The 26,987-nt window shown below is 58.5% G+C and carries 23 protein-coding genes, 1 other RNA gene and 1 pseudogene; 23 read left to right on the top strand and 2 right to left on the bottom strand.

Annotated features, from left to right (window positions below; translation table 11 throughout):
• The first annotated feature begins 9 nt into the window (after window positions 1–9).
• The 6 genes from pilV to RHM62_RS16430 all read left to right on the top strand — a co-directional run bounded on the left by pilV (window position 10) and on the right by RHM62_RS16430 (window position 5,121).
• A complete protein-coding gene (gene pilV / locus RHM62_RS16455) occupies window positions 10–543 on the top strand; it encodes a type IV pilus modification protein PilV (protein ID WP_322123129.1) in 534 nt (177 codons plus the stop codon).
• Window positions 533–1,501 carry a PilW family protein gene (locus RHM62_RS16450; protein ID WP_322123128.1) on the top strand — a complete coding sequence of 323 codons (969 nt, stop codon included), beginning with the start codon at window positions 533–535 and terminating at the stop codon, window positions 1,499–1,501. The genes pilV and RHM62_RS16450 overlap by 11 nt, the downstream gene beginning before the upstream one ends.
• Window positions 1,498–2,115 (top strand): pilus assembly PilX family protein, encoded by a 618-nt coding sequence (locus RHM62_RS16445; RefSeq protein WP_322123127.1) that lies wholly within the window; start codon window positions 1,498–1,500, stop codon window positions 2,113–2,115. The genes RHM62_RS16450 and RHM62_RS16445 overlap by 4 nt, the downstream gene beginning before the upstream one ends.
• A 110-nt stretch (window positions 2,116–2,225) precedes the next feature.
• On the top strand, window positions 2,226–4,106 hold the full coding sequence (locus RHM62_RS16440; protein WP_322123126.1) for a pilus assembly protein: 1,881 nt from the start codon (window positions 2,226–2,228) through the stop codon (window positions 4,104–4,106).
• A 12-nt stretch (window positions 4,107–4,118) separates the two neighbouring features.
• Complete coding sequence (locus RHM62_RS16435; RefSeq protein ID WP_322123125.1) at window positions 4,119–4,571, top strand: type IV pilin protein; 453 nt, start codon at window positions 4,119–4,121, stop codon at window positions 4,569–4,571.
• Window positions 4,552–5,121 carry a GspH/FimT family pseudopilin gene (locus RHM62_RS16430; RefSeq protein ID WP_322123124.1) on the top strand — a complete coding sequence of 190 codons (570 nt, stop codon included), beginning with the start codon at window positions 4,552–4,554 and terminating at the stop codon, window positions 5,119–5,121. The genes RHM62_RS16435 and RHM62_RS16430 overlap by 20 nt, the downstream gene beginning before the upstream one ends.
• Before the next feature lie 50 nt (window positions 5,122–5,171).
• On the opposite strand, the pseudogene RHM62_RS16425 reads toward RHM62_RS16430, so the two are convergent.
• A pseudogene (locus RHM62_RS16425) lies at window positions 5,172–6,236 on the bottom strand (RNA-guided endonuclease InsQ/TnpB family protein).
• A 125-nt stretch (window positions 6,237–6,361) separates the two neighbouring features.
• On the opposite strand from RHM62_RS16425, the gene ribD reads away from it, so the two are divergent.
• From ribD to RHM62_RS16395, 6 genes are all read left to right on the top strand, one after another.
• Window positions 6,362–7,453 carry a bifunctional diaminohydroxyphosphoribosylaminopyrimidine deaminase/5-amino-6-(5-phosphoribosylamino)uracil reductase RibD gene (ribD, locus tag RHM62_RS16420; protein WP_322123123.1) on the top strand — a complete coding sequence of 364 codons (1,092 nt, stop codon included), beginning with the start codon at window positions 6,362–6,364 and terminating at the stop codon, window positions 7,451–7,453.
• A 15-nt stretch (window positions 7,454–7,468) separates the two neighbouring features.
• The gene (locus RHM62_RS16415) at window positions 7,469–8,101 is read left to right on the top strand and encodes a riboflavin synthase (protein ID WP_322123122.1); all 633 of its coding nucleotides are present in this window, start codon (window positions 7,469–7,471) and stop codon (window positions 8,099–8,101) included.
• Between the two features lie 129 nt (window positions 8,102–8,230).
• Window positions 8,231–9,343, top strand: coding sequence for a bifunctional 3,4-dihydroxy-2-butanone-4-phosphate synthase/GTP cyclohydrolase II (gene ribBA, locus RHM62_RS16410; RefSeq protein WP_322123121.1), 1,113 nt, complete (start codon window positions 8,231–8,233; stop codon window positions 9,341–9,343).
• A 51-nt stretch (window positions 9,344–9,394) separates the two neighbouring features.
• The gene (gene ribH / locus RHM62_RS16405) at window positions 9,395–9,880 is read left to right on the top strand and encodes a 6,7-dimethyl-8-ribityllumazine synthase (RefSeq protein ID WP_322123120.1); all 486 of its coding nucleotides are present in this window, start codon (window positions 9,395–9,397) and stop codon (window positions 9,878–9,880) included.
• A 95-nt stretch (window positions 9,881–9,975) separates the two neighbouring features.
• Window positions 9,976–10,449 carry a transcription antitermination factor NusB gene (nusB, locus tag RHM62_RS16400; protein ID WP_322123119.1) on the top strand — a complete coding sequence of 158 codons (474 nt, stop codon included), beginning with the start codon at window positions 9,976–9,978 and terminating at the stop codon, window positions 10,447–10,449.
• Window positions 10,449–11,654 carry a pyridoxal phosphate-dependent aminotransferase gene (locus RHM62_RS16395; protein ID WP_322123118.1) on the top strand — a complete coding sequence of 402 codons (1,206 nt, stop codon included), beginning with the start codon at window positions 10,449–10,451 and terminating at the stop codon, window positions 11,652–11,654. Before nusB ends, RHM62_RS16395 begins: the two co-directional genes overlap by 1 nt.
• A gap of 59 nt (window positions 11,655–11,713) precedes the next feature.
• Here the strand turns inward: RHM62_RS16395 and RHM62_RS16390 are convergent, their stop codons facing one another.
• Window positions 11,714–12,781 carry a transglycosylase SLT domain-containing protein gene (locus RHM62_RS16390; RefSeq protein ID WP_322123117.1) on the bottom strand — a complete coding sequence of 356 codons (1,068 nt, stop codon included), beginning with the start codon at window positions 12,779–12,781 and terminating at the stop codon, window positions 11,714–11,716.
• A gap of 394 nt (window positions 12,782–13,175) precedes the next feature.
• Here RHM62_RS16390 and ubiD point away from each other — a divergent pair, with 394 nt between their 5' ends.
• The 11 genes from ubiD to RHM62_RS16335 all read left to right on the top strand — a co-directional run bounded on the left by ubiD (window position 13,176) and on the right by RHM62_RS16335 (window position 26,940).
• A complete protein-coding gene (gene ubiD, locus RHM62_RS16385; RefSeq protein WP_322123116.1) occupies window positions 13,176–14,660 on the top strand; it encodes a 4-hydroxy-3-polyprenylbenzoate decarboxylase in 1,485 nt (494 codons plus the stop codon).
• A gap of 69 nt (window positions 14,661–14,729) precedes the next feature.
• Window positions 14,730–14,828, top strand: an RNA gene (ffs, locus tag RHM62_RS16380) — signal recognition particle sRNA small type.
• A gap of 732 nt (window positions 14,829–15,560) precedes the next feature.
• Window positions 15,561–15,851, top strand: coding sequence for an H-NS histone family protein (locus RHM62_RS16375; protein WP_322123115.1), 291 nt, complete (start codon window positions 15,561–15,563; stop codon window positions 15,849–15,851).
• Between the two features lie 746 nt (window positions 15,852–16,597).
• The gene (locus RHM62_RS16370; RefSeq protein WP_322123114.1) at window positions 16,598–17,638 is read left to right on the top strand and encodes an efflux RND transporter periplasmic adaptor subunit; all 1,041 of its coding nucleotides are present in this window, start codon (window positions 16,598–16,600) and stop codon (window positions 17,636–17,638) included.
• A gap of 61 nt (window positions 17,639–17,699) precedes the next feature.
• Window positions 17,700–20,792 carry an efflux RND transporter permease subunit gene (locus RHM62_RS16365; RefSeq protein WP_322123113.1) on the top strand — a complete coding sequence of 1,031 codons (3,093 nt, stop codon included), beginning with the start codon at window positions 17,700–17,702 and terminating at the stop codon, window positions 20,790–20,792.
• Between the two features lie 648 nt (window positions 20,793–21,440).
• Window positions 21,441–22,511, top strand: coding sequence for a hypothetical protein (locus RHM62_RS16360; protein WP_322123112.1), 1,071 nt, complete (start codon window positions 21,441–21,443; stop codon window positions 22,509–22,511).
• Window positions 22,512–22,576: 65 nt separating this feature from the next.
• Window positions 22,577–24,538, top strand: a complete 1,962-nt coding sequence (gene dnaX, locus RHM62_RS16355) for a DNA polymerase III subunit gamma/tau (RefSeq protein ID WP_322123111.1) — start codon at window positions 22,577–22,579, stop codon at window positions 24,536–24,538.
• Window positions 24,539–24,585: 47 nt separating this feature from the next.
• Window positions 24,586–24,912, top strand: a complete 327-nt coding sequence (locus RHM62_RS16350; protein ID WP_009666629.1) for a YbaB/EbfC family nucleoid-associated protein — start codon at window positions 24,586–24,588, stop codon at window positions 24,910–24,912.
• 19 nt (window positions 24,913–24,931) lie between these two features.
• Window positions 24,932–25,528 carry a recombination mediator RecR gene (gene recR / locus RHM62_RS16345; protein ID WP_322123110.1) on the top strand — a complete coding sequence of 199 codons (597 nt, stop codon included), beginning with the start codon at window positions 24,932–24,934 and terminating at the stop codon, window positions 25,526–25,528.
• Window positions 25,525–26,772, top strand: a complete 1,248-nt coding sequence (locus RHM62_RS16340) for a CaiB/BaiF CoA-transferase family protein (protein WP_322123109.1) — start codon at window positions 25,525–25,527, stop codon at window positions 26,770–26,772. The genes recR and RHM62_RS16340 overlap by 4 nt, the downstream gene beginning before the upstream one ends.
• A gap of 30 nt (window positions 26,773–26,802) precedes the next feature.
• A complete protein-coding gene (locus RHM62_RS16335) occupies window positions 26,803–26,940 on the top strand; it encodes a hypothetical protein (protein WP_322123108.1) in 138 nt (45 codons plus the stop codon).
• Window positions 26,941–26,987 lie beyond the last annotated feature (47 nt).

The following is a 26,987-nucleotide window of genomic DNA, read 5'->3' as shown; positions in this document are numbered from 1 at the left end:
TCCTTTCACATGCGCTCATCTTGTATCGGTGGATTCACCCTGCTGGAAGTATTGATAGCGCTGCTGGTGCTCGCACTTGGCGTGCTTGGTGTGCTGGCGTTGCTGCTTTCTTCCGTGCGTGTCGCGCAGCAAGTCGACGCCGAATCGGTCGCCCTGCAACTGGCTAGCGACATGGCCGACCAGCTGCGTGGCCGCAGCAACATCATGGCGCTGGCGCAATTTGACTACGATACCGTGACGTCATCTCCGGTGTCAGGGATGCCGGCAACAACTTGCTTTGGCCTTGCCGGCGCATGCACTGCGACGCAACTGGTCGCATCGCTGCGCGATGAGTGGAGTGCCCGCATCAAGGCGCGATTACCGGCAGGGAGGGTACGCATCTGTCGAGATACGACGCCATGGCAGACCGGCGTCAATGCGCTGCGCTGGGAATGCGATGCCGGGCCAGCGTTAAATGCGCCGCTCTGGATCAAGCTGGGCTGGCAGGATCGTGGCGGGTTTGCTGGAGCCAGCGTCCCGCAGCTGGTAATGCATGTTGAATAGCCACACGCGGTCCGGCTCGCAGCGTGGCGTCAGCCTCATCGAAGTGATGATCGGACTGGTGCTTGGCTTGCTCGTTATCGGTATCGCCGCAACCGTATTTCTGGCTGCGCGTCGCGCTTACGATCTGCAGGAAGGTCATGTCGAGGTATCGGAGGCGGGTCGGTATGCAATAGAAAGCATCACTCGTGCAGTGCGTCAGAGCGGGTCGTCGGACCTCGCCCGATCTGCCGTACTTGAACAAGGCAATGACGGGTCCGGGGCGGCGATCAGCGGTCTCGATGTCCGCTCGCTCAAGGCCGGCACGCAGGGTATCGAACAGGCGATGCCCGGAGCGGTCAACGGTAGCGACGTGCTGGCCTTGCGTTTTGCCGGTGCCGACGACGGTTCGGTGGTGGATTGCGCCGGGTTTAATGTCGGCATCCCGGCTACAGCCAGCCCCGGGCAGTTGTCGGGCTGGAGCATCTTTTTCGTTGCACGGGATGCGCGCGGCGAGCCTGAATTGCATTGCAAGTACCGTGGTCACAGCAGCTGGTCGTCAGCCGCCATCGTCCGTGGCGTCGAAGCCTTCCAGGTGTTGTACGGCGTCGCACCCGATAGGGCCGCGCTGCCGACGCGCTTCCTCACCGCGTCCCAGATTGATGCGCTGGATCAGCAACTGGCCTTGTCCGGTGCCACGCCGGAGCAGCGCGCACAGGACCGCAATCGCCAGACACACTGGAAAAAAATCACCGACATCCGGATTGCGCTGCTGGTACGCAGCATGCGCCCCGTGCGCACCGATGCGCTGGATCAGGTGGTCGACTTGTTCGGTAGTCCTTATGCCAGCCAGCAGGCGGCCAACGATCCGGGAACCCGTCTTGTTGAAAGCGAATTGCCAGCCAGAGAACGGAACCGGTTGCGCAAGCTATTCACGGCAACGGTGCGTGTTCGCAATGCCACTTTGGCGATGCCACGATGAAGAACCTGCAAAACGGAATCGCGCTGGTGATCGTTCTGGTCTGGCTGATGGCCGTGTCCCTGCTGGCATTGACTGCGGTGCAGATCGGGCTGCAGGACCAGAAAGCCGCGCGCAGTTATCGCGATCGCGAAATCGCCTTCCAGGCAGCCGAGGCGGGTTTGCTGGATGCCGAGCTCGATATCGAAGGATCGCCCGACCCGCATCTGTCACGCAGCGACCTGTTCGCGCGCAACAGCAAGGCAGGGTTTCCGAATGCCGTCGGCGATCCCTGTCAGGTTGGCAATACCAACCTGCATCAGGGTTTGTGCCGGCAGTCTGCTGACGCCAGTCATCCCAGCTGGTTACAGCTCGGCCCGTCTGCGCAGGCGGATACCGGCGACAGCGACGTAGCGGTGTCTTACGGCCGCTTCACCGGTCGCGCCATGCAAACCGGTGCAGGCGCGTTGCCCGCCCGGCTTCCGCGGTACCTGATCGAGCTGCTGCCTTACCGGCAGGCCGGACAGAGCGCCGAACAGCCCGACTATTTTTACCGGATCTCGGCGATTGGTTTTGGGGCCGATAGTGCCAGTCAGGTCGTGTTGCAGACCTTTTACCGTAAGGGAAACCTGCCATGAAGCGAGGCCGGATGCTGTTCGTTCTCCTGTGCTGTTTGACCTGTCAGGCACGCGCACAATTGAAATCCTTTACCTGTGCAATGACGTCCGTGGGGACGCAGGAAATCACGGTGACCCAGCAAACAGCCGATCCGCTCGGCAAGTGGCTGTGGCGTGCCGGATTCGAATCGCAATCATGGTCCGGCAGCCTGAAAAAATATCCGCTCGGGACATCCTCGAACGGCACCGTGACGATTGGCGCAGCACTGTGGGATGCCGCCGATCAATGGCCGGCAGCATCCGGCGATAGCGCGACAGAGCGGAAGATATGGACGCTGGACCGCACTACCGGAAATACCACCGAGTTCCGCTGGGAGAACTTGAGCCCACAGCAACAGCAAGGCTTGCATCAGGCCCCGGGCGGCGGTCGCAGCGATGGACCAGGCGAGCGGCGCATCAATTATTTGCGTGGCCAGCGCGATGCCGAAAGAGTGAACGGTCGCGGCGTATTCCGGTCACGCACATCGCTATTGGGCGGGATACTCAACAGCACGCCGCTGCTGGTCCGCCAGTCCGGTGGCAGCGGGCGGGAGGTGCTGTATGTCGCTGCCAATGACGGCATGCTGCATGCGTTTTCAGCCGCCGACGGTATTGAATTGTTCGGCTACGTACCCGGTTTCCTGTTGCCGGAACTGGGTCAGTCAAGCAATCCCGCCGGCGCGCCGCGCAACTGGTTTGACGGCAAACTGGCGATGCAGGAAGTACGCTTGAACGGCGCCCGCAAAACCGTGCTGGTCGCGGCGGCCGGAGTCGGCAGCAAAGGCGTGGTGGCGCTGGACGTCAGTCGCCCGGACCAGTTTGGCAGTGGCACAGGTGCGCTCTGGGAATTCAGTGACGCCGATGATCCCGCGATGGGTGTTGTCATCGGCATGCCGGCGATCGCCACCTTCCGGGTGCGTTTGGGCGAACGTCGCTCTTTTGCCGTTGTTTCAACGGAGCCGGGCGGGCTGTTCCTGTTGGCGCTGGACAAACCTGCCGGTGCGCGCTGGCAGCGCGGCGTGAATTACTTCAAGCTCGCTACTAGCGCAGAAGGCCTGAGCGCGGCAGCCCTGGTGCCGGATGAAAACGGTACCGTGCGTTTTGCCTTCGCGGGTGACCTGGCCGGGAAGCTGTGGCGCTTCGACTTTACCGGCGTGCTGCCCTGGCCATCACCGAAGCTGGTATTTTCGGCGAGTGACTCCGGTGGCAAAAGTCAGCCCATCGTCGCGAAGCCGGGTGTAGTGTTCGCGCCCGGTGGCGGCTATCTGGTCTTGTTCGGGACAGGGCGTTTGCTGACACCGGAGGAGGGGCTGGCGATCCATCACGCGCCTCAATCGCTGTATGCGGTGCATGACACAACGGTGCCTGGCCAGCCGGTAATTTCCCGCGCAGCATTGGTCGCACGCACAGTCCGCAAGTCCGGCCGCGATAGCACCATCATCGACGGAGCAGCCTTTACTTATGGATCAGAGACGTCTGACCGGAAGGGCTGGTACCTCGACTTTCCCGAAGCAAGTCGTACCGGCGAACGGCAGGTCGAGACGGCGCTTGCCAATAACGGTCTACTGATTTTTCGCTCGCTGATCCCGGCGAACGACGGCTGTGATCGGGGTGATGGCCGAACGTATTTTCTTGATCCGCTCACTGGTTTGTCACCGGCGGGGTCGACCGTGATGCGCACGAGCACTGGTGGTCCCGTTGCACCGGTGGTGCTTTCGTCGTTCGACCGTTCAGCCTCAAGCGCCGCGGGCGGGGCAGTCCTGTTACGCCGGATCACGCTACTGACGCCAGGTGTCAGCCCGAGCGTCAGCCCGGGTCTGGGCGGACAAGCCGCTGCGTCGTCCTCATCTGCCCCCGCCCCCGCCCCCGCCCCCGCATCGCCGGATGCGACGATTGCGCTACCAGTCCAGCGACTGGGTTGGCGCGAGGTGGCCAACTGGCCGGACCGGCAGCGTGCCAACACCCGGCCTTAAGAGAAATCGACGATGCCCAATCCGCTCTGCGGCCGGACCGGTTTTACGCTGATCGAACTCCTCGTCGCGATTGTGATCGTCGCGTTGCTGGCAACGATTGCACTGCCGTCCTACCAATTTGCAGTTCGCAAGGTCAAGCGGGCCGAGGGACGGGCCGCATTGCTCAGGCTGATGCAACAGCAAGAGCAGTTGTACTCGCAAAGGATGACGTATCTGGCGTTTTCATCGTCGTCGACAGCGCCGGACCAGCAGCGCTTTGCCTGGTTTTCTGCAGAATCGGCTGCCGCCAGTGCCTATGAAATCGACGCACTCGCCTGTCCGGGGCGACGCATCGCCGAGTGTGTATTGCTTCGCGCACGGCCAGGCACAAACCGGGTCAATGCCGGTTTTTCCGATCCGCAATGCGGGATATTGCGTCTCGATAGCCTGGGTCACAAGGACGCCGATGGACGCAATTGCTGGTAATCCCCTGCGTCCCAATGCCGGTCTACCCTGTCGCCGCGGTGGCTACACGCTGATTGAATTGATGACTGTGCTGGCGATTCTTGCGATCGTGCTGGCACTGGCCGTGCCCGCTCTGGCAGAGCTGATCCAGCGCCAGAAAATTGCTGCGACGACTGCCGACTTGCTGGCGGCGATCAGACTGACCCGTGCGGAAGCGCTGCGGCGCGGCCAGCGGATTGATCTGGTGCCTGCCGATGGCGTCGAGTGGGCAGGTGGCTGGATGATTTTCATTGATGACAACGGCAACCGGCGGGCTGATGCGGGCGAGACAATTCTTCACGTTCACGACGCCGTTGCTCCCGGACTTGCCATAAAATCCGCGATGACTGATCGAGGCGCGCCGTATATTGCGTATGCCGCGAGCGGACGCACACGCACCAACGCGAACAGCCAGACACCGCAATTCGGTCACCTGTCGCTATCGCTCGGGGCGCAACAGCGTCGTATCATCATCAATTTTTTGGGTCGCGCCCGGTCATGCAATCCGCTCGTCGAGGGCGCTTGCGGCTGATATGTCGCTACCCCAACCCGATCTGAAAGTCTCTTGACGTCCTCCCCGCCCTAAAGAACGGGGATTCCTACATCTAGCGTCGCACGTCCGCGACGGAGAATGTTTAACGCAGCATTGGTGTCACGATCATGGTCCCAACCACAATCACTGCATTTCCATTCCCTTATTCCAAGGCCTGCGATACCTTTCGGCCGCGAGTCAGGCAAGGTGCCGCAACTCGAACAGGTTTGGGAGGTAAATCGTTCGTTCACTTCTTCAAACCATGCGCCATGCTTAACAGCCTTGTACGCAAGTTTATGACGGAAGGACGACCAGCCAGCATCCAGAACAGACTTCGCCATGCTGGTCTTGGCGAGTCCTGCGGCGTTGACATTCCCAACCGCGATGTAGTCGAACTCTCGGACGATGCGGTCCGACAGCTTATGGTAAAAATCATTACGACGATTCGCAATCTTGGTGTGAATTGCGCTGATACGACGCTTCTTGCGCGCACGCTGCGCGACGGCAAGCGCTTGTTCTGCACCACGATAGATGCGCTGTGCCTCAATTTTCTCGCCAGTAGACAGCGTAGCGAAATCTTTCAGTCCAAGATCGATACCAACGCCGCGTTCGGGGCTGCGGGCACCAACGGGCACCACGGAAACGTCAATCACGATGTTCAGAAACCAGTTGCCGCGAGAGTCTTTGGAAAAGCTCGTGCCGTCCTTGATCTTGCCTTCCGGGAGGGCGCGACTGCGACTGTGACTGTTAAACACGCGGAACGTATTTCCTGCGAAGCGAAAAGCATCACCCTCGCGTTTCAGTTCGCGCCCCTTGAGCGGAACCCAGCCGAGATTCTTCTTGCCACGATAGCGCAGGTACGGGCGCTTCTTTTGGGCGCGAGACTTGGCGTACTGCTCGCAAATAGCGTTCACAGTGCCAGAGTGCAAGCCAAGCTCCTTGCTACTGCCCTGCGTGAGCTTGTTCAGGTCGAATCCGGTGTGCCAACGTCGACCGAATCGCAACGCATCTTACTGCCTGTCGTTGCAAAAATTCCAGACGAAGTTACACGCCCGACTTTGCTTGTTCAGCAAGCCGTTCAGCGACTTCACTCGGTAGCGGTAGACGAGAACCATGGTGTGAATGTTCCGCTTTTGAAGAATAGTGCGTTTGCTGTATCTCAACTAAAGGCATCGACCGCTACGCGGTCGGCTACTTTCACTCCCCGCCCTGAAGGGCGAGGCTTCTCGGAGCAAATCTCATGAAAATTGCCAATGACCAGCAAGGCATGGCGCTCGCCCTCGAATGGGCCGCCAAAGGCATGTTCATTACCGCACCTAATCCGCGTGTCGGCTGCGTGGTGGTACGTGACGGTATTGTTCTCGGTGCCGGCCACACGCAGGCCGTCGGCCAGGCTCATGCCGAAATCCAGGCATTGGCCGACGCCCAATCGTGCGGCAATTCTGTCACCGGTGCCACGCTCTATGTGACGCTCGAACCTTGCAGCCACCACGGTCGCACGCCACCCTGTGCCGACGCGATCATTCGCGCCGGCGTGGCACGCGTGGTGTCGGCGATCGCCGATCCGAATCCGCTGGTCGCCGGGGCAGGGCTGGAGCGCTTGCGCGCTGCCGGAATCGCGGTCACCACAGAGGTGTTACGCGACGCCGCTCTCGAAATGAATATCGGATTTTTTTCAAGGATGCAGTCAGGAAAGCCGTGGGTACGGATGAAAGCTGCGGCCAGTCTGGATGGCAAGACCGCCTTGCACAATGGCGCCAGCCAATGGATTACGGCGGCACCAGCCCGCGACGACGGTCATGCCTGGCGCGCCAGGGCGTGTGCGGTACTGACCGGAATAGGGACCGTCAAGGCGGATGATCCGCAACTCACCGTACGTGCCGTCGCCACGCCGCGCCAGCCGCGGCGTATCGTCATCGATAGCCGTCTCGAGATCGATCTGCAGGCGCGCATCCTGCAGGATGCCCCGGTCTGGGTCGTCTGCGCGCAAGCTGATCCGGGCAAGCAGGCGGTACTGGAGTCCCTTGGCCATGAAGTCATTTGCCTGCCGAATGCGGCCGGCAAAGTGGATCTGCCAGGGTTGATGCGCGAATTGGGCCGCCGCCAGATCAATGAACTGCATGTCGAAGCCGGCTTCAAGCTCAATGGTTCCCTGCTGCGCGAAGGCTGTGTTGATGAGCTGCTGCTTTACCTTGCGCCCAGCCTGATCGGGGATGCGCAGGGCTTGTTTGATTTGCCTGCGCTGACCAGCTTGTCGGGTAAAACCGTACTGGCTTTTCATGATGTCAAGCAGATCGGTCCGGACCTGCGTATTCTTGCTCGCCTTACTTGACTCTATTTAATTGCTATGTTTACTGGAATCGTCGCTGCCGTAGGAAAAATCACCGACCTGTCTGCTGCGGGTACCGAACCGGGTGCCGGGGTGCGCCTGACCATTGATGCCGGCGACTTGTCGCTATCGGACGTCGTGCCGGGAGACTCGATCGCCATCAATGGCGCGTGCATGACGGTCGTCAGCAAGACAGATACCACGTTCGCCGTGGATGTCTCCCGCGAAAGCCTGAACTGTACTGCCGGGCTGGATGCCGCCGGTGAAGTCAACCTCGAAAAAGCCCTGACGCTGGCTGATCGACTCGGCGGGCATCTGGTGTCCGGCCACGTCGACGGCCTCGGTCTGGTAACCCGCTACGAGCCGGTCGGCGAATCGTGGGAACTGGTCATTGAGGCGCCGGCTGATCTGGCAAAGTACCTGGCCTTCAAAGGCTCCATCGTCGTCAACGGCGTCTCGCTGACAGTTAACCGGATCACCGATACGCCGACGGCGTGCGCTTTTTCGATCAACCTGATTCCGCATACGGTTGCCGTGACCACGCTGCGCAACTTGACTGCCGGTAGCCGCGTCAACCTCGAGATCGACCTGATTGCGCGCTATGTCGAACGCATGCTGAGCAGTGCGAGCGGGCCGCAGCGCGCCGGCTGACGATAGACAGCTGTTGCCCGCCCGACCGGATGGGTTGCAGGACGGCAGTAATCGTGTTTTTCCTGTCGTCAATGCAGGTCGCGGGGGGCGCAAATCCATTAAAATGGCGCACCTAAAAGGACTCAATCCATGTCAATCGCTACCACGCAAGAAATAGTCACCGAATTACGCGCCGGCCGGATGGTTATCCTGGTTGACGAAGAAGACCGAGAAAACGAAGGCGACCTGGTCATGGCCGCCGAGTTCGTCACTGCAGAAGCTGTCAATTTCATGGCAAAATTTGGTCGCGGCCTGATCTGCCTGACACTGACCGAAGAGCGTTGCGAACGCCTCAATCTGTCGATGATGACCACCCGCAATGGCACCTCTTATGGCACTAATTTCACGGTTTCGATCGAAGCCGCCGAAGGCGTCACAACCGGCATCTCGGCGGCAGACCGCGCGCGCACCATCCAGGTTGCCGTTGCCAAACATGCCAAGCCGTCCGATATCGTCCAGCCCGGTCATGTATTTCCACTGAAGGCCCAAAAGGGCGGTGTGCTGATGCGCGCCGGCCATACCGAAGCCGGCTGTGATTTTTGCGAACTGGCCAACCTGACACCGGCTGCCGTGATCTGCGAAATCATGAATGACGACGGCACGATGGCGCGCCTGCCCGACCTGTTTGAGTTCGCGCAGGTACACAATCTTAAAATCGGTACCATCGCCGACCTGATCCACTACCGTAGCCAGAATGAAAGTATCGTCGAGCGGATTGCCGAGCGTACGATGCAGACCGTTCATGGTGATTTCCAGGCGATCATTTACCGCGACAAGCCTAGCGGTGGTGCGCATATGGCGCTGGTCCACGGCGAGATAGCGGCAGACATCGAAGCGCTGGTGCGGGTGCATCAGCCGGTATCCATGTTGGATATGCTGGAATCGAGTTCGACGACGCATTCCTGGAGCATGGCGTCGGCCCTGGCAGCGGTCAAGGCAGCCGAACGTGGCGTCGTGGTGCTGCTCAATTGCGAAGAGGCGGCCGACCAGCTGTTCGCCCAGTTCAGCGCCTTGCTCACGCCGGAAAGCCGGCCACCATCGCGCGCGGCAAGCATGGATTTGCGGACTTACGGCATTGGCGCGCAAATCCTCAAGGATATCGGCGTCGGCAAAATGCGCTTGCTGGCCAATCCGCGAAAAATGCCCTCCATGACCGGCTTTGATCTCGAAGTCGTCGGCTACCGCAGCAGTCCAAAGGATTGAGCCGCGTTGCTTCCACAGGCTATCCGAACACCCGTTGATAAAGGAATCATCATGACAGTAGGAACTTACGAAACCAATCTTGATGGCGAAGGCTTGCGCATCGGTATCGTGCAGGCGCGTTTCAATGCCGTTATCGGCGATGGATTACTGGCATCCTGCCTGGCCGAGCTGAGCCGCCTTGGCGTGGCCAATGAAGACATCTTCCGCTTGACCGTACCTGGCGCACTGGAAATTCCACTGGCATTGCAGAAGATGGCAGAAACCATGCAATTCGATGCGCTGATCGCGCTCGGAGCCGTCATCCGTGGCGAGACCTACCACTTCGAGCTGGTCTCGAACGAGTCCGGTGCAGGCATTAGCCGTGTCGGCCTTGATTTCGGCACACCCGTAGCCAATGCCATCCTGACGACCGAAAACGACGGGCAGGCACTGGTGCGGATGGGTGAAAAAGGCGCCGACGCAGCGCGTGTCGCCGTGGAGATGGCCAACCTGGTGCTGGCGCTCGACGAGTTGTCCGAAGCAGTCGACGAAGAATAATTATTGCAACCGTGCACGGCGATAACCTGCCGTGTGCGGTTTTCCGTTCCACTACGCGTGCCTGAGGTTATCTACGGCAACGCAGTCTGACTATCATGATCCCGAAAAAAGAGCTCCACGCGAATCCGAACAAGAGTCGCACTCCCCGACACCGTTCGCGTGAATTCGCACTGCAAGGTCTTTACCAGTGGCTGCTGAACAATGAAGATGCCGGCGTCATCGAAGCCCATTTGCGCGAGGCGCATGGGTTCGATAAGGCTGATGCGGTACATTTCGATGCTTTGCTGTACGGCACGATCAAGCAAGCCGGCGCGCTGCGTGCCGACTTATTGCCGCTGATCGACCGGCCACTAAACCAGCTGTCACCGATCGAACATGCCATTCTGCTCATCGGTGCCTACGAGCTGAAGAACCATATCGAGATACCGTACAAAGTCATCATCAACGAATCGGTCGAACTGGCTAAATCGTTTGGCGGTATCGATGGCCACAAATATGTCAACGGCGTGCTGGACAAGTTTGCTGCCAAGGCACGTGAAGTGGAAATTGCCGCGTCACGGCAGCCTTGATGCCGACGCCCGCGCAGTCGGCTTTTTCGCTGGAAAATCTGGCCGGTCGGGTTGACCACATCGCTCCGTTCCACGTGATGGAGCTGATCAAGATGGCGACGGTGCTGGAGCAGCAGGGGCGTTCGATTATCCACATGGGAATCGGCGAGCCTGACTTTACTGCCGCACCGGCAGTGATTGCCGCAGCGACGCGCGCCATGAGCGACGGCAAGATGCAATACACGTCCGCCAAGGGCCTGCTGGCGTTGCGTCAGGCGATCTCGACGCACTATGCGCAGGTGTACGGGCTGGAGATCGACCCGGAGCGCATCATCATCACGGCAGGTGCCTCGGCAGCATTACTGCTGGCGTGTGCGACGCTGGTCGAGCCGGGCACCAAGGTGTTGATGCCGGATCCTTCTTATCCTTGCAACCGGCATTTCGTGGCGGCATTTGAAGGAGAGGCCACGATGGTGCCATGTGGTCCCGAACAGCGTTTCCAGTTATCGGATGACGTCGTTCGCGCGCACTGGGGCGATGCGACCAGAGGCGTGCTGCTCGCGTCCCCATCGAATCCTACCGGTACCTCGATTGCGCAGGGCGAATTGCGCCGTATCGTGGCCACCGTCCGCGAGAAGCAGGGTTACACGATTGTTGATGAGATTTATCAGGGACTGACCTACGACGAAGCACCATTTTCTGCCTTGTCGCTGGGCGATGACATCATTGTCATCAACAGTTTTTCGAAATATTTCAACATGACCGGATGGCGCCTGGGTTGGCTGGTGGTACCACCGTCACTGGTGCCGCACGTCGAAAAGCTCGCACAAAACCTGTTCATTTGTGCGTCGACGATTGCCCAGCATGCCGCCGTGGGATGTTTCGAAGCCGAATCGCTGGCGCTTTACGAAGAGCGCAAGGCAGAGTTTCGCCGCCGTCGCGATTACATCGTGCCAGCGCTGCGCGCGCTGGGCTTTGTCGTGCCCGTGGTGCCGGACGGTGCGTTTTATGTTTATGCCGATTGCCGCGCCTTCTCGGATGATGCCGATCAGTTGACGATAGACATATTGAACGAAGCGGGCGTCGTGCTGGTGCCCGGGCTGGACTTCGGTCCCTCCACGGCGCATCAGTACATCCGGGTGTCGTATGCCACGTCGATGGCAAATCTGGAAGAGGCGGTTAGACGCCTGAAGGTGTTTTTTGAGGGACGACGACACGTCGCCTGAGACAAAGTCCCGCCAAATAAAAAAGAGCCTCGCGGCTCTTTTTTTCGGATCAGGTGCGATTACATCGCTGCGACTTGTTCCGGCATGGACGACTTATGCATTGCTTCCGATGCCGAGACTTGCTCATCCTTGGCATTGTTGCTCTTTGGCGTAACGACTGCCCCACTGGTGACCTTGGGTTGGTCATGGACCATCGCTGAACTGACATACACGGAGACGGTTTTGCCACTGGCGACCGTTTTCAGTCGCTGGTACTCGGCAAGTACTTTCGAGCCATAGCCATCGTCATGGTCAAAGGCGGCAGCACCGACATACATTTTCAGTCCGGCCTCGACGGAGCCGCCACGCGACACGTAGTCCTTCAGGATCGACGCACCGACACGAATGTTGGCAACCGGATTGAGAGCCGCTTTGATGCCGCCAAGATCCTCGAATTTTTCATGATGAATCTTGGACATAATTTGCATCAGTCCCTGGGCACCCACGGCACTTTCGGCAAACGGATTGAATCCGGATTCGATGGCGACGACGGCAAGAATCAGTAAGGGATCGATTTTGAGGTCATTGGCGGTGGTGTAGGCCGCTGACACCAGCATCGCCGTCGCATCGTTGGCTACCCGGTAACGTTTCGATATCCAGTTGGAAACCCACTGCTGCTGACGCTCCGTGCCTTTCATTTCAGTGGCTGGCTTGGTGTTCGTCGCCGGAAGCATTTGCGGATTGGTCGAATTAAGCAGATAGGCATGGGATCCGAACGGTATGTTCGGCATATCCATTGGCATTGCAGCATCATCCACCACGGCGATCGGCTGGGCCGGTTGCTGCACGCCAGACGGCGTCAAGGACTTCAGATGTTGCACGAGATCAGGGCGGTAGAACATCAGCGCCAAAGTGCACAGCGCAGCGATCCCCGAGATCATCAGGGCATGATGGGCAGTGGTGAAAAACCCGCTCAGCGTGTCGCGGGCGAGGGTACTAATGTTGGTTGAATGATTACGAAAATGTCGCGCACATGCGTGCGTCGCCCGGGTAAATCGATTAAGCAATTGAACCTCCTGAATCGTCACGGCAAACGGTTCGGAATGCGGCGTGCCGCTGTCCATCCCTGCGCCATGAATCAGATACATCGTCACCCTCCGCTTGAAGCGGGCAGGTGACGCCGGAGTTGCTGCGTTGAGCTGAGGGTATACTCATTTTCGGTACCGCTGCAGTAGCAGACAACTTTTTGCGGGGGTAAGGCTGACGCCTTTTGAAAACACTCCTTAAAATGTCTGGTTGGGGCCCCGACCCCGTGAAATGATTTGGTTTTTTTTGCAGTGGGCGATCAACGCGCCAGATGCAATCCTCTTCAATGTTCGCGGATTGTAGGTGCCGTGTTATATCGAGTCAATACTAATAATGTGGAGAGTGATTACTGTTTGATCTTTAGCAAATGATTGAGTTGCAACTTAGTTGAATGAAATCAACAACTTGTATTTATTCCTTAAATTGAAGGGCCCGCAGCCTGGCGGTGCAAAAAAGATGAAATATTCGGATTTGAGGGACTTTGTTGTGCAATTGGAATCGATTGGCGAGCTAAAGCGTGTCACTTTTCCCGTATCGAGCTATCTGGAGATCACCGAAATCTGTGATCGCACGCTGCGCGCCGGCGGTCCGGCACTACTTTTCGAGAACGTGGATGGACAATCCATCCCGGTGCTGGGCAATCTGTTCGGCACGCCGCGGCGGGTCGCGCTTGGCATGGGGGCCGAAGAGGTCAGTGAACTGCGCAAGATCGGTCATGTACTGGCGATGCTGAAGGAGCCGGAGCCACCGAAAGGCTTCAAGGATTTACTGGGTCTGACTTCGCTGGTGAAATCGCTGTGGGACATGGCGCCGAAGGAGTTGCGGTCTGCCGCCTGTCAGGACGTCGTGCTCGAAGGCGATGCGGTCGATCTTGGCAAACTGCCGATTCAGCACTGCTGGCCGGGCGATATTGCTCCCCTGATTACCTGGGGGCTGGTGATTACGAAGGGACCGCATAAAAAGCGCCAGAACCTGGGGATTTATCGCCAGCAGGTGCTTTCGCGTAACAAGGTCATCATGCGCTGGCTCGCACAACGTGGCGGTGCGCTCGATTTCCGCGAGCATGCGAAGGTCAATAAGGGGCAGCCCTATCCGATCTGTGTCGCGCTGGGTGCAGATCCGGCCACGATACTGGGCGCGGTCACACCGGTGCCGGACAGTCTGTCCGAATATCAGTTTGCCGGTTTGCTGCGTGGCAGCCGGACCGAACTGGTCAAGGCAATCGGGAGTGACTTGCGCGTGCCGGCAACGGCCGAGATCGTGCTGGAAGGGCATATATATGCAGATCCTGATCACCCATCCGGATATGAGCATGCGCTGGAAGGCCCATACGGAGACCACACTGGCTATTACAACGAACAGGATATGTTCCCGGTGCTGACCATTGACCGGATCACGATGCGCCGCAATCCGATTTACCACTCGACTTACACCGGTAAACCCCCGGACGAACCGGCGATCCTCGGTGTGGCACTCAATGAAGTATTCATCCCGCTGTTACAGAAGCAGTTCACCGAGATTACTGATTTCTATCTTCCACCAGAGGGATGCAGTTACCGGATGGCCATCGTGCAGATGAAAAAATCCTATCCGGGACATGCCAAGCGGGTAATGTTTGGCGTCTGGAGCTTTTTGCGGCAATTCATGTACACCAAGTTCATCATTGTGGTGGATGAAGATGTCGATATCCGCGACTGGAAAGAAGTGATCTGGGCAATTACGACCCGCGTTGATCCGTTACGTGACACGACATTGGTCGACAACACGCCGATCGATTATCTTGACTTCGCATCGCCGGTGAGCGGACTGGGTAGCAAGATGGGCATTGATGCAACCAATAAATGGGCTGGAGAGACGGATCGTGAGTGGGGCAGCACCATCAGCATGAGCGACGAAGTCAAGACCCGCATTGATAGCATCTGGGGGCAGCTCGGAATTTGAGGGGTTCCGGATACGGCGGGGTTATATTTATGCCAGCCTTGGAGAAGACTTTCTGTTAGACTCCACCGCGGCGGGCCCCTGCGCATTGTGGCATGGCCAACCTGGTCAGGTCGGGAACGAAGCAGCCACAGTCATTATCCATAAGTGCCGTAGACAAGGCTCGCCTTCTTGAATTTCGCAAAACGACCGATCTGTCGAGCCTCCGGGTTGACAGCCGGTCTTTTTTTTATCTGTACTTGTCAATCTTCCGCTGTCTTTATCCCTTTATCCCTTTATCCCCTTATTCCTTTATTCCCTTATTCCCTTCATCCCGGAAGTGAATGCTTCCTGTTGCTTGAGCCGGTCAAATTTTTTCCTATGCTCTGCTATGGCGATGTCCTGACTCTTCCCGGGGGCGATGCCATTTTCGCTCCTGAATCAGTGCACCGACGACATACCTATTTCAGCATCTCCGCGTTCAGCGTTATATCCAACTGACTTGATGGGGCACTAGAATTATTGAGGCCTCAATTTTTATCGAAAATCTCTTGAAGATGGGCGCATGGATTTTTGAGATTTCTGATTATCAAGAGGCGTTTTGAGCAGTGATTCCCATTGTGTAGTTTGTACATTCAAACCAATCCGGATTTGAGGAGCAGAAATAAACTGTGGTTTTTTTTTGCAAATTTTTGAAAATGATTGCGATCGTTATTCGTCGATGACTGAAAATTATCGGTACCGGAGTAGAATAAATTAATCGTTATTGGTATACAATTCGCGACGAATCGCAAAGTAGCAAGTCAAGTTTTTAAGATGCGATCAACAGCGACAACGTTGTCATTTGTCGTTAGTCGTCATCGCTGAGTTGAAGAATAAAATTACGTGCTCGCTTCATTTTCTATAATTTACCGGAAATCAACCATGTCAACATACAAAGAATTAACTGTTCAGATTGAAAATCTTCAAAAGCAAGCTGCTCATGCCCGTCAGAGTGAAATCGCTAATGCGATCGCCGATATCAAAGAAAAAATGCGCGACTATGGGATTACCTTGACAGATCTTGGTTTGACGGGCGCAAAGAAAGTCGGTAAGGCGAAGGAGCCTGTCGCTGCAAAGTACCGTGATACGGTTTCCGGTGCGACATGGTCCGGTCGTGGCAAGCCACCACGCTGGATTGCAGGGCAGGATCGGGATGCGTTCATTATCAAGTAATGATGAGTTGCTGTATTAGGAATACTGCAGCGCAATAATCCGGACGCCTTATTGATACACAGAGCAGATAGTGTGTGTCAATAAGGCGTTTTTCAGTTTACTCACACGCACCAGTCTGTAATCTGCTTCCCGCAAATCGTCCTGATTACTCCGACGCGCTTTCCAGCAATACTTTGGCCGTGACCCGTGCCTGTTAAAAACTCCGTATCCATTCTGGTTTTTGCACATTGTTGATTGTCGCTGCCTGAAAAAATCACTACTGCTATTCGATGTGTTGTTTAATCAATCACAAAAAAGAGTGATTTATTTGTTCGTTGCGAAGATATTGATTGTCGTGCGCTCTCTATCCCGGCTTTTCAGCGCTCGCGAATTCAACGTCGATCGCGCGCTTACACTGGCCCTATTCTTATTTCAGCTGTTTCCGTGTGAGTGCGGGCGTCATAGCGGTAACTGACTGGTTTATCACCCATGCATGCGATGCGGCAAGTCAAAAAGTACGTAATAATGCGCGGCGTTTCTGTAACTCATTTTTCGACCTGAAGCATTCCCGCTGATGTTCCTATTGTTAATGACAGAAGGCTGCAGCGCGCACTTGTCGATCCGGATCATTTAATCTCATTAGTGATTTTTCCATGCAACGTAATTTGAAAAATATTCTGGTTGGCATCGTCGTCATCGGCGTGTGTGGAATAGGTTATTTCTTTTATTCCGCGAAATACCCTGTCGCGAAGAAGCTGAAAGTTAGTATGACTCAGGTCGTGCGTACGACGATCGCCACCCGGCAGGCAATGCCGATTAATTTGCTCGCCAATGGCTATGTGACAGCGATCAATACGGTCGATGTGCGCCCGCAAGTGCAAAATATCGTGCGGGAAATCCACGTACAGGAAGGCCAGGAAGTACGTGCAGGACAATTGCTGATCACACTGGACCAGCGCAATGAGTTATCCGGTGTCGACAAGACGCTGGCGCAGGTGGCACGTGATCGTGTCGATCTTGCCGATGCGGAAGCGATCTTGAGCCGCAACCTCGAATTACTGTCTAAAAACTTCATCGCGCAGGCGGTAGTCGATACCGCACGCAGCAAAGTTGACGCGCTGCGCAGCACGCTGGCTGCCGATCAGGCAGCGGTCAAATCAAGCCGGGTCGTCCTCGATTACAGCCTGATCCGCGCCAGCATCAGCGGACGCATCGGTCTCATCAATGTGCATCCCGGTAGCCTTGCCCAGCCTGCCGCGTTGCCGATGCTGACGATTTCCCAGTTGGATCCGATTGCCGTCAGTTTTACCTTGCCCGAGCGTGAACTGGCCAACTTGCGGGCGACGTATCCGCAAGGCGATGCGCCCGTCATCGCACAAGTCGCCGGTACGGAGGGAGGCACCGGCAGGCTGATCTTTATTGATAATGCTGCCGATGTACAAACCGGGACGATCCGCATGAAAGCCCGTTTCAGTAATGCCGACCGGCGCATGTGGCCGGGGACTTTTGTTTCGGTGCGACTCGTCTCGCGTACTTTGCCCGGAGCGATTGTGGTGCCCGCACAGGCGATCGTCACCGGACCGGTCGACAAGTTCATTTATGTGATGCAACCGGACAATACAGTGACGATGCAGGTCGTCGTTGTCGTAGCGATCGAAGACGGCAAAGCGGCCGTCACCGGAATCGAAGCCGGTGCCCGGGTCGTGGTCGAAGGAGCGCAGAATCTGCGACCTGGCATGACCGTCAAAGAAGTTCAGGCTGCAGCCGGTGGCGGCGGCACCGGCACCACGGCGCCGCGTGCCCCGTGAGCGTCGACGCTCACTGCGCGTGTAGCGACGACTTTCAGCGCATGATTTTTGAATTGACATCGTGAATATTTCCGAACTCTGTATTCGCCGGCCGGTGATGGCGGTTTTGCTCTCGATCGCCATCGTGGTAGTTGGTCTGTTTGCCTATTCGAAGCTGCCGATTGCGGCATTGCCTACCTACAACACGCCTGTCATCAACGTGACTGCGTCCCTGCCCGGGGCCAGTCCGGAAATCATGGCGGCATCGGTGGCGACACCGCTGGAAAAGCAGTTCTCGACGATTTCCGGGATTAACACCATCAGCTCCAGCAACACGCTGGGCAGTACGTCGATCGTGCTTGAATTCAACTCGGACCGCGATATCGATGCGGCGGCGGTGGATGTGCAAGCGGCCTTGCTGCGTGCGCAACGCAGCCTGCCGGTCGAGCTCACTGCGCTGCCGGCGTATCGCAAGGTCAATCCTGCCGATGCAGCGGTGTTGCTGGTGGCACTGACGTCGCCATCGATTTCACTGGCAGACCTGAACGATTACGCAGAGAACCTGATTTCGCCGACGCTATCGACGATCGACGGCGTCGCCCAGGTGGCGGTGTACGGCCAGCGTCGCTTTGCCGTGCGCGTCAAGGTACGCCCCGACGAACTGGCAGCACGCAATCTCACGCTCGATGAACTGGCCAAGCTGATCCAGGCTGCCAACACCAACGGCCCGGTCGGCGTGCTGGACGGACCGCGCCAGAGCCTGACGCTGGAGGCCAATCGCCAGTTGAAGAATGCCGCGGAATTCGGCGAACTGATCGTCAGCACGCGCGATGGCTACACCACGCGGCTCAAGGATGTCGCCACCGTCGAAGACAGCGTTGAATCCGCCAAGAGCGGCAGCTGGGTCAACGGTGAACCGTCGATCGTGCTGGCGGTGCAGCGTCAGCCGAATGCGAACACGGTTACCGTGGTCGATGCGGTCAAGGCAACACTGCCGAAATTCAAGGCGCAAATGCCGGCATCGATCGAGATCCACGAGTTGAACGACCGCTCGCTGTCGATCCGTGAATCGATCGTCGATGTCCAGCACACGTTGATCCTGACGATCGTGCTGGTGATCCTGGTGATTTTCCTGTTCCTGAAACGCCTGTCCGCTACCGCCATTCCGGTCGTGACCCTGCCGATTTCGCTGATCGGCTGTTGCGCGCTGATGTACGTGCTGGGCTACAGCCTCGACAATATTTCGCTGCTGGGCATCACGATCGCGGTCGGACTGGTCGTCGATGACGCCATCGTCATGCTGGAAAACATCGTGCGCTACGTCGAGCAAGGGATGACACCGATGGCCGCTGCGCTCAAAGGATCACGCGAAGTCGGCTTCACGATTCTGTCGATTTCGATGTCGCTGGTGGCGGTGTTCATCCCGATTTTCTTCATGCCGGGCGTGATCGGACTGATCTTTCGCGAGTTCGCGGCAGTTGTCTCGCTGGCCATCATGGTGTCGGCATTGATTTCGCTGACGCTGGTACCGATGCTGTGCAGCCGTTTCCTGAAACACGTGCCGCCCGAGGAAGACAGCTGGATCAGCCGCCAATTCGAAAAAGGCTTTCATGCCGTGCTCGACACCTACAGTCGCGGCCTCGATTGGTGTCTTGCCCGCACCCGCTTAGTGCTGGCCGGCGCGCTGTCGACCTTCCTGCTGACCGGTTTTCTGTTCATCGAGATTCCGAAAGGATTTTTCCCGACCGAAGACATCGGCCAGATCCGCGCCTCAATCGAAGGACCGCAAGACATTTCGTATCCGGCAATGGTGAAGCTGGTGCAGGCCACTGCCAGCATCATCGAGAACGATGCCAATGTGCTGTCAGTCACATCGCGCGTGACCAGCGGCAGCAGCGGTGCGCTGTTCATCGGGCTCAAGGCACGCAATACGCGTGCGCCCATGAGCCGCGTACTCGAGCAATTGCGCGGCAAGCTCGGCGTGCTGCCGGGACTGTCGGTGTATCTGTCGCCGGTACAAAACCTGAGTTTGGGTGGTCGTTCCAGCAAGAGCCGCTATCAGTATGTGCTGCAGAGCGTGAAGGCCGACGAGCTGACGACCTGGTCCGACCGGATTCAGACAAAAATGCGCGCCAATCCGATCTTCCGCGATGTCACCAGTGATTCGCAATTGGGTGGCTTACAAGCGGTGGTCGATATCAATCGTGATCGCGCCAGTGCCGCCGGGGTCCAGATACTCGATATCCGCACTGCGCTGTACAGCGCCTTCGGCGACCGCCAGGTGTCGACCATTTTCACGACCAGCAACAGCTACCAGGTCATTCTTCAGGATAGCGAGTCGGGCCTGCAGGACGAGGCCGACCTGAGCAAAATCTATGTGCGTAGCAAAACCGGCGTGCTGGTGCCGCTGATGAGCCTGGCGACCGTGAAGCGCACTGCCGGTGCGATTTCAGTGAACCATCAGGGGCAGCTGCAGGCCATCACCGTGTCGTTCAATCTGGCACCCGACGTGCCGCTGGGCGACGCCAGCGCGGCGATTGACCGGATCAAGGCCGACTTGCACATGCCGCCGACAGTGATTACCTCGTATGCCGGCGATGCGGCGGTATTCCAGTCGTCACAAGGCAGTCAGGTCGCGCTGTTATTACTGGCCGTGGCGGTGATCTACATCCTGCTGGGCGTGCTGTATGAAAGCTATATCCATCCGCTCACCATTCTGGCCGGCTTGCCGTCGGCAGCCGTCGGTGCCTTGCTGGCATTGCGGCTGTTTAATTTCGAGCTGACGCTGATCGCCACCATCGGCATCCTGATGCTGATCGGTATCGTCAAGAAAAACGCCATCATGATGATCGACTTCGCGCTGGAAGCGCAGCGGGTCCGGGGCTTGACACCCTTCGAGGCGATCCGCTCGGCATGCCTGCTGCGCTTTCGTCCGATCATGATGACCACGCTGGCCGCGCTGGTTGGTGCCTTGCCGATCGCCTTCGGACTCGGTGCCGGTGCCGAGTTGCGGCAGCCGCTCGGGGTTGCCATCGTGGGCGGCCTGCTGGTGTCGCAAGTCATCACGCTATTCATCACGCCGGTTATCTATCTGGTGCTGGATCGCTTCAGTGGTGCCGGGCCGCTGCTGACGGAGCTTGCCGTGCTGGAAGCGCCAGCGACGGCTGCGCATTGACTTGCGCGTGACCCGGATTCAGGTCAATCCTTGATTGACGGCAGTGCGTTCATTGCACTGCCGTTTTTTTCGTCTGAAGCATTTACCAATATTTCTTAAAATAAATTAGCCATGTCATAACTCAGGCTATCGGCAGTGGCAATGCCATGCCCGAATTGCGCGTGTGATAAGCAAGTTTGATAACGGAAAGCCTGGCGCCTGAAGGGGCTTTGAAAGTTCCCCTTATATTTAGGAAATATTTCCTGATTTAAAGAATTGCGGCATTGCACGATAAAAATCAATGCCATAAAATTTTTCCATGGATTAATTATTTAGCCGGATAAGTCTCATTGGAAGTGTGCAGGTCAACAGGCAAGGATGGTGTTTATGCAGGCCTGTTTGATTTCCTGAAGATCAGTGTCACGGGTTTCCGTTATCCGGTTCGAACCACGCTCGTAATTTTCCACGTCCTGTCATTTTCCAGTGGCAGTTTCTCAGGCTAATGCCCGCTCAAGCCAGAGGGCTAACGCCAACAGTACCAGCGCTAACCGCCAGTTTTGCAAAGGGATTTTGCCCCCTGACGGCCGCGCTTTGTCTGCACGCTTTGTGCCGGATCAGACGCTTGCTTGTGCCGCCTCTGATCTGCAATGTGAATCAATGGGAGTATTCATGAAACGTCGTCAATTTATTACCCGTTCGGCCGCACTGGTGATCAGTGCGCCATTATTTGGCTTCACTCATCAGGGATATGCACAAACTGTGGGGACATTCGATGCCGTTGCTGAAATCAAGAAACTGCGTATTGCCTCCGGTACTTTCACCGGTGGCTATCTGATTGCGCCGGCCGGTCGCATTAACTGGTATTTCACTAATCTCGGTATTCTGCCGATTATCCAATACCTTAATGCGGCCGATCTGGATCTGTATATCCGGACCTATCTCGATCTGTATTTGCGCCGGCTGGAAGCCAATGCATCGATCCAGGATATCAACTTCACGACCACGCCCACCGGCGCATTCCAGCTGGTGCTGGCCGATTCGGATGATTCGTATGCGGCCACGACGCTGTCGATCGTGGCGCGTTACCTGAAAGCCAGCCAGAACTGGGCCTGGTGGGACGCCAACAAGGCCAAGCTGAAGACCATGGCTTATCGCAACCTTGCCGTGGCGGTCAAGGCCAACGGCATGACCAGCGTGTTCCAGGCGCCGCGCAGCCAGTCCAATTCGGTCGGTTACCTGATGGATAACTGCGAGGTCTACCGCGGCTTGCGGGATTACGCCGCATTGCTGCGATCGCGCGGGGACGCCGTCGATGCGAATTATTACGATAGTTTTGCCACCGGCATTACTTCACGCATCAGCGCATCGATGTTCGATACCGCCCGCAGCGGTTTCAAGCCCAGCGATGCCGACGAGGTCGCCGGCACAGCGTTCTACGCCGACACCACCTGCCAGATATTCCCGCAGGCGTTCGGACTAACCGAGTTGTCCTCGTACTTCGACAAGGGCTGGGCTTACCTGAACCGGGTCACGCCGAACTGGCAGGATGGCCGGTATGACGCGTATCCGTGGGCAGTACTGGGTTTTGTCGCGGCAAAACGTGGCCAGCTGGTGCAGGCGCGGGCACAAATGCGCCTGGTCGAAAGCAAGTTTGCCGGCGACCGCGGTCTGGCCACGATCAATGAAATCGGTTTTTATCTGCGCTCGAAAAGCCTGCTGGCCGGTCGCACCGACATCTGAACAAGGGCGGCAAATGGGGCCCCGATGTGGGGTAAAATCGCACTTTGCCGATTCGTTGGGCCCCCATGTCCTATCAAGTTCTTGCCCGAAAATATCGTCCCCGCAGTTTCGACACGCTGGTCGGACAAGAGCACGTGGTGCGGGCGCTCAGTCATGCGCTCGAGTCCGGACGACTGCATCACGCGTACCTGTTCACCGGCACCCGGGGTGTCGGCAAAACTACCCTCTCACGCATCCTCGCCAAGGCCTTCAATTGCATCGGTATCGATGGCAATGGCGGCATCACCGCCACGCCGTGCGGTGTTTGTGCCGCCTGCAGCGCGATTGATGCCGGCCGCTTTGTCGATTACATCGAACTTGATGCGGCCTCAAACCGCGGCGTCGAAGAGATGGCGCAGTTGCTGGAGCAGGCGGTCTACGCGCCATCGAATGCGCGCTTCAAGGTCTACATGATCGATGAAGTTCACATGCTCACCAACCACGCCTTCAATGCGATGCTGAAGACGCTGGAAGAACCACCCGAACACGTCAAGTTCATCCTCGCCACCACCGATCCGCAAAAAATTCCGGTCACCGTGCTGTCGCGCTGCCTGCAATTCAACCTCAAGCAAATGCCGCCCGGGCACATCGTCGCGCATCTCGACGACATCCTTGGGCAGGAAGGCATCGCCTTCGAGACACCGGCACTGCGCCTGCTGGCACAAGGCGCGCACGGTTCGATGCGCGACGCGCTGTCGCTGACCGACCAGGCCATTGCTTACGCCGCCGGTACCGTCACGCTCGATGCGGTGCAGGGCATGCTGGGTGCGCTCGACCAGTCGTATCTGATCCGCTTGCTCGATGCGCTTGCCGCGCAGGATGGTGCCGGCCTGCTGGCCGTGGCCGACGAAATGGCCGTGCGCAGCCTGTCGTACAGCAGCGCCTTGCGGGATCTGGGGACCTTGTTGCATCGCCTCGCGCTGGCGCAATCGGTACCTGCAGCACTACCCGAGGACTTGCCGGAACGCGCCGATATCGTTCGTCTGGCCGCGCTGTTCGATGCCGAAGAAGTACAACTGTTCTACCAGATCGTCGTGCATGGTCGCAATGAACTCGGACTGGCACCGGATGAATACGCCGGCTTTTCGATGACGCTGCTACGTATGCTGGCGTTCCGTCCGGTACATGCCGGCATCGGCCCGGCACCGGCGCCGCTCGCTGCACCGCGCGCACCGGCCCGGCTCAGTGCCGCACCGGCAGCAGTGGTCAGCAGCACGCCGGTGGCGCCGCGTGCGCCGGCGCCAACAACAGCGGCACCGGCCACTGCAGCGCTCAGTCCTGCCCGCGCCGCGCTCGAAGCCGCGCGCGGCATGACGCGACCCAATGGCGGGGTATCGAATCTGCCGCCGGCGCGCGCCGCCGAACCCAAGCCCGAGCCGAGGGCCAAGCCCGCCGCTGCGCCCGCGCCATGGGAAGACAACATGCCGCCGATGGGAGAATTCCCCGACGACGAGCAGTTCGAACAGGCTCAAAAAAAAACTGAACCGCGACCGGTAACGCCGCCGGTGGCCACACCGACGCCCGCGCGCGCGATAGCCGCGCCTGCGCCTGTAGCAGCACCGCCCGAACCCGTCGCCGCGATGGTCGTGATCCCGGTGCCCGAGCTGGACTGGGATGGCGACTGGCCGGTGCTGGCGGCGCAACTGGCGGTGCGCGGCGTGGTCCAGCAACTGGCGCTGCAAGCCGAGCTGGTACGCTGCGACAAGGCCGGGGGGGTCGCGCTGCATTTGCGCGTGCCCTTGGAAACGCTGGCCTCGCCAGCGAATATTGACAAGCTGGCGACCGCCCTGAGTACCCATTTCAGCCAGCCGGTACGTGTGACTACCGAGCTGGGTATTGCCCGCCATACCGCCAACGCCAAGGCCAATGCCGAGCGGGCCGCGCAACAGCAAGTGGCCGAGCAGCAAATCCACGCCGACCCGTTCGTGCTGGCGATGATGCGTGAGTTCGGCGCGACCATCGTGCCCGGCTCGATCAAGCCCCACTGACTGATGTACTCCACCCCTTTATTTCACGCCCTCACAGGAGAAAACCCATGATGAAGAACCAACTCGCCGGCATGATGAAAAAAGTGCAATCGATGCAGGACGACATGAAAAAGATGCAGGACCAGCTGGCCCTGATCAATGTCGAAGGCGAATCCGGTGCCGGCCTCGTGAAGGTCACGATGAGCTGCAAGAACGACGTCAAGCGCGTCGTCATCGATCCGTCGCTGCTGGCTGACGACAAGGACATGCTGGAAGACCTGGTCGCTGCTGCTTTCAATGACGCCGTGCGCAAGGCCGAAGCCCTGACCGCCGAAAAAATGTCGGGCGTGACTGCCGGCATGCCGATTCCTCCCGGCTTCAAGATGCCATTCTGACGGCCGCGTTGCTGCGCCGATGAAGACTCCTTCCAGTCTCGAGTTCCTGACCGAGACGCTGCGTCGCTTGCCCGGTGTCGGTCCCAAGTCGGCGCAGCGCATCGCCTATCACCTGATGCAGCATGACCGCGATGGTGCCGAGCAGCTCGGCCGCGCCTTGCTGCAGGCCGTCGACCGGGTCCAGCATTGCAGCCGCTGCAATACCTTCACCGAGCATCTGGTCTGTGAAACCTGCCTCGATCCCGAGCGCGACGCGACACTGCTGTGCGTCGTCGAGACGCCCGGCGACCAGCTGATGATCGAACAGACGCTGACCTACAAAGGCTTTTACTTCGTGCTGATGGGCCGGCTGTCGCCGCTCGACGGCATCGGTCCCAAGGATATCCACCTCGACAAACTGATCCTGCGCGCCAGTGATGGCGTCGTCGCCGAGGTGGTGCTGGCGACGAACTTCACCAACGAAGGCGAAGCCACCGCGCACTATATTTCAGAGACGATGAAGGCGCGCGGGCTGGCCGTGAGCCGGTTGGCGCGTGGCGTGCCGGTCGGCGGCGAACTCGAATATGTCGACGCCGGTACCATCGCCCGCGCGATGCTGGACCGGAGGACAACATGAGCGCAGCCAAACCCGCCGCCGGAGCGCTGGCCGGCATCAAGGTGCTCGAACTCGGCACCCTGATCGCCGGCCCGTTCTGCGCCCGCATGCTCGGTGAATTCGGTGCCGACGTGATCAAGATCGAAGCGCCCGACGGTGGCGATCCGCTGCGCCAGTGGCGCGTGCTGAAAGACGGCACCTCGCTGTGGTGGTCGGTCCAGGCCCGCAACAAGAAAAGCCTGACGCTGAACCTGAAAGACCCGCGTGCGCAGGATATTGCGCGCCGGCTCGCGCTGGATGCCGACATCATCATCGAGAACTACCGCCCCGGCGTGCTCGAAAAATGGCAGCTCGGCTACGACCAGCTCAAGGCCATCAATCCGGCCGCGATCATGGTGCGCCTGTCCGGCTATGGCCAGACCGGACCGATGAAGGACTTGCCGGGATTCGGCGCGATCGCCGAGTCGATGGGCGGCTTGCGCTATGTCTCCGGCCATGCCGACCGCCCGCCCGTGCGGGTCGGGATTTCGATCGGCGACTCGGTCGCGGCGATGCATGGCGTGATCGGCGCGATGATGGCGTTGCGTCACCGCGATGCCAGCGGCGGTCGCTGGAATGGCAAAGCCGGCGACGACTGCGTGGCAGGGCAGGGCCAGATGGTCGATGTCGCGTTGTACGAATCGGTGTTCAACCTGATGGAATCGCTGGTGCCGGAATTCGACCATGCCGGCGTGGTGCGCGAACGCACCGGCGGTGCCTTGCCCGGCATCGTGCCATCGAACACTTACACCACCGGCGACGGCGACAACATCGTCATTGCCGGCAACGGCGATGCGATCTTCAAGCGCCTGATGGTGGCGATCGGCCGCAGCGACATGGCGAGCGATCCGCAGTTGGCGCGCAACGATGGCCGGGTGCCGCGTACCGCCGAGATCGATGGCGCGATCCAGGCCTGGTGCGCGACGCAAACCATCGACGTCGCACTGGCCACCTTGCAGGGGGCCGACGTCCCGGTCAGCAAGATCTACTCGGTACGCGACATGCTGCACGACCCGCAATTTCTGGCGCGCCAGATGTTCGAGCAGCATGCGTTCGCCGATGGCACGCCGGTCAAGTTGCCGGCGATTTCACCGAAGCTGTCGGCCACGCCGGGGCAGACGCGCTGGCTCGGGCCGGCGCTCGGTGCCCACAATGCCGAGGTGCTGGGCGACCTCGGTTTCGATGCGGCGGCGATTGCGCAGTTGCGCGACGACGGCGTGATCTGACGAACTCCATTTGACTGACCTGACCACACCATGAACAAGAATTTCTGGAAACAGTTTGCGATCGCCCTGGCGCTTTTCCTGGCCGGCTACTTCACGTTCAACAGCAGCTTTTTCGCTAGCGACAAAGACAAGGCAAGTGCCACCGCGCCGCCGCTGGTGCAACCCTGACAAGTAAACCGGAAGCCGATTACACTGAGCTTCCCCGTTCAACCAAA

The organism is Actimicrobium sp. CCC2.4 (genome assembly GCF_034347385.1).
In the GTDB taxonomy this organism is placed as follows: Bacteria; Pseudomonadota; Gammaproteobacteria; order Burkholderiales; family Burkholderiaceae_D; genus Actimicrobium.
Note: the sequence above shows the minus strand (reverse complement) of the source record. Positions and strands in the feature narration are given on the sequence as shown.

What these genes read in the sequence shown, in the direction of transcription:
- pilV (WP_322123129.1), top strand. Translation starts at nt 10, where the DNA reads ATGCGCTCATCTTGTATCGGTGGATTCACCCTGCTGGAAGTATTGATA.
- RHM62_RS16450 (WP_322123128.1), top strand. Translation starts at nt 533, where the DNA reads ATGTTGAATAGCCACACGCGGTCCGGCTCGCAGCGTGGCGTCAGCCTC.
- RHM62_RS16445 (WP_322123127.1), top strand. Translation starts at nt 1,498, where the DNA reads ATGAAGAACCTGCAAAACGGAATCGCGCTGGTGATCGTTCTGGTCTGG.
- RHM62_RS16435 (WP_322123125.1), top strand. Translation starts at nt 4,119, where the DNA reads ATGCCCAATCCGCTCTGCGGCCGGACCGGTTTTACGCTGATCGAACTC.
- RHM62_RS16430 (WP_322123124.1), top strand. Translation starts at nt 4,552, where the DNA reads ATGGACGCAATTGCTGGTAATCCCCTGCGTCCCAATGCCGGTCTACCC.
- ribD (WP_322123123.1), top strand. Translation starts at nt 6,362, where the DNA reads ATGAAAATTGCCAATGACCAGCAAGGCATGGCGCTCGCCCTCGAATGG.
- RHM62_RS16415 (WP_322123122.1), top strand. Translation starts at nt 7,469, where the DNA reads ATGTTTACTGGAATCGTCGCTGCCGTAGGAAAAATCACCGACCTGTCT.
- ribBA (WP_322123121.1), top strand. Translation starts at nt 8,231, where the DNA reads ATGTCAATCGCTACCACGCAAGAAATAGTCACCGAATTACGCGCCGGC.
- ribH (WP_322123120.1), top strand. Translation starts at nt 9,395, where the DNA reads ATGACAGTAGGAACTTACGAAACCAATCTTGATGGCGAAGGCTTGCGC.
- nusB (WP_322123119.1), top strand. Translation starts at nt 9,976, where the DNA reads ATGATCCCGAAAAAAGAGCTCCACGCGAATCCGAACAAGAGTCGCACT.
- RHM62_RS16395 (WP_322123118.1), top strand. Translation starts at nt 10,449, where the DNA reads ATGCCGACGCCCGCGCAGTCGGCTTTTTCGCTGGAAAATCTGGCCGGT.
- RHM62_RS16390 (WP_322123117.1), bottom strand. Translation starts at nt 12,781, where the DNA reads ATGTATCTGATTCATGGCGCAGGGATGGACAGCGGCACGCCGCATTCC.
- ubiD (WP_322123116.1), top strand. Translation starts at nt 13,176, where the DNA reads ATGAAATATTCGGATTTGAGGGACTTTGTTGTGCAATTGGAATCGATT.
- RHM62_RS16375 (WP_322123115.1), top strand. Translation starts at nt 15,561, where the DNA reads ATGTCAACATACAAAGAATTAACTGTTCAGATTGAAAATCTTCAAAAG.
- RHM62_RS16370 (WP_322123114.1), top strand. Translation starts at nt 16,598, where the DNA reads ATGACTCAGGTCGTGCGTACGACGATCGCCACCCGGCAGGCAATGCCG.
- RHM62_RS16360 (WP_322123112.1), top strand. Translation starts at nt 21,441, where the DNA reads ATGAAACGTCGTCAATTTATTACCCGTTCGGCCGCACTGGTGATCAGT.
- dnaX (WP_322123111.1), top strand. Translation starts at nt 22,577, where the DNA reads ATGTCCTATCAAGTTCTTGCCCGAAAATATCGTCCCCGCAGTTTCGAC.
- RHM62_RS16350 (WP_009666629.1), top strand. Translation starts at nt 24,586, where the DNA reads ATGATGAAGAACCAACTCGCCGGCATGATGAAAAAAGTGCAATCGATG.
- recR (WP_322123110.1), top strand. Translation starts at nt 24,932, where the DNA reads ATGAAGACTCCTTCCAGTCTCGAGTTCCTGACCGAGACGCTGCGTCGC.
- RHM62_RS16340 (WP_322123109.1), top strand. Translation starts at nt 25,525, where the DNA reads ATGAGCGCAGCCAAACCCGCCGCCGGAGCGCTGGCCGGCATCAAGGTG.
- RHM62_RS16335 (WP_322123108.1), top strand. Translation starts at nt 26,803, where the DNA reads ATGAACAAGAATTTCTGGAAACAGTTTGCGATCGCCCTGGCGCTTTTC.